This window comes from Microbispora oryzae (assembly GCF_017896165.1).
In the GTDB taxonomy this organism is placed as follows: Bacteria; Actinomycetota; Actinomycetes; order Streptosporangiales; family Streptosporangiaceae; genus Microbispora; species Microbispora oryzae.
In genome coordinates this window covers 1-1,393 of the sequence record NZ_JAFCNB010000062.1, presented here as the reverse complement: position 1 = coordinate 1,393, position 1,393 = coordinate 1, and the positions used below count along the sequence as shown (strand labels likewise).

Below are 1,393 nucleotides of genomic sequence, written 5' to 3'. Positions count from 1 at the left end.
CGGGGCTGTACAAACAACGGTGTAACTCCTGATCAAGGAGACACCTGTGACGAGTACGGTGATCCAGCAGTCTGAGGCGCTGGACCTGGAGGACACCGCGGTGGCGCGGAAAGAGCATGATGCGTCGGATCGTGAGCTGGTGGCCCGCCTGGTCGACCAGGCCCGCGCCGAGGGGCTGGAGCTGGTCGGGGAGAACGGGCTGCTGGGCCGGCTGACCAAGCTGGTTTTGGAGTCGGCGCTGGAAGGCGAGCTGACCGACCACCTCGGCTACGACAAGCACGATCCGGCCGGTCGCGGCAGCGGCAACTCCCGTAACGGCAGCCGGACCAAGACGGTCATCACCGACGTCGGGCCGGTCGAGATCGACGTGCCCCGTGACCGGGACGCCAGCTTCGAGCCGAAAATCGTGCGCAAGCGGCAGCGGCGGCTGTCGGGTGTGGATGAGATGGTCATCTCGCTGGCCGCCAAGGGCCTGACCACCGGGGAGATCTCGGCGCACCTGGCCGAGATCTACGGGGTGGAGGTGTCCAAGCAGACCATCTCCACCATCACCGACAAGGTGATCGAGGGCATGACCGAGTGGCAGAACCGCCCCCTGGACCCCGTCTACCCGGTGGTGTTCATCGACGCCATCCACGTCAAAATCCGTGATGGGCAGGTCGCCAACCGGCCGATCTACGTGGCTTTGGCGGTCACCGCCGACGGTGAGCGCGACATCCTCGGGCTGTGGGCCGGCGACGGTGGCGAGGGCGCCAAGTTCTGGCTGCACGTGCTGACCGAGATCAAGAACCGGGGCGTCGCCGATGTGCTCATGATGGTCTGCGACGGACTCAAAGGGCTGCCGCAGGCCATCGAGCAGGTCTGGCCGCAGACCGTGGTGCAGACCTGCGTGGTGCACCTGCTGCGCGCTTCCTTCCGCTACGCCGCACGCCAGCACTGGGACGCGATCGCCAAGGCGCTGCGGCCGGTCTACACCGCCCCGACCGAGGCCGCCGCGCTCGAGCGGTTCGCCGAGTTCGCCGAGGTCTGGGGCGGTAGGTACCCGGCGGTCGTGAAGTTGTGGCAGGACGCCTGGGCGGAGTTCGTGCCGTTCCTGTCCTTTGATGTGGAGATCCGCCGGGTGATCTGCTCGACGAACGCGATCGAGTCGGTCAACGCCCGGATCCGCCGTGCAGTCAAGGCCCGCGGCCACTTCCCCAACGAGCAGGCCGCGCTCAAGTGCGTCTACATGGCCATCATGAGCCTGGACCCGACGGGCAAGGGCCGCAAACGCTGGATGAACCGATGGAAGGCCGCCCTGAACGCCTTCGAGATCACCTTCGAAGGCCGACTGTCAGCAACCCGCCGCTAAAACAAACCGAAGCCGAGTTACACCGTTCGCTGGACAGGCCCG

General features: G+C 66.5%; 1 protein-coding gene. It reads left to right on the top strand.

Annotated features, from left to right (window positions below):
- The first annotated feature begins 85 nt into the window (after positions 1-85).
- Positions 86-1,351 (top strand): IS256 family transposase, encoded by a 1,266-nt coding sequence (locus JOL79_RS33520; protein ID WP_372446826.1) that lies wholly within the window; start codon positions 86-88, stop codon positions 1,349-1,351.
- Positions 1,352-1,393: the final 42 nt, after the last annotated feature.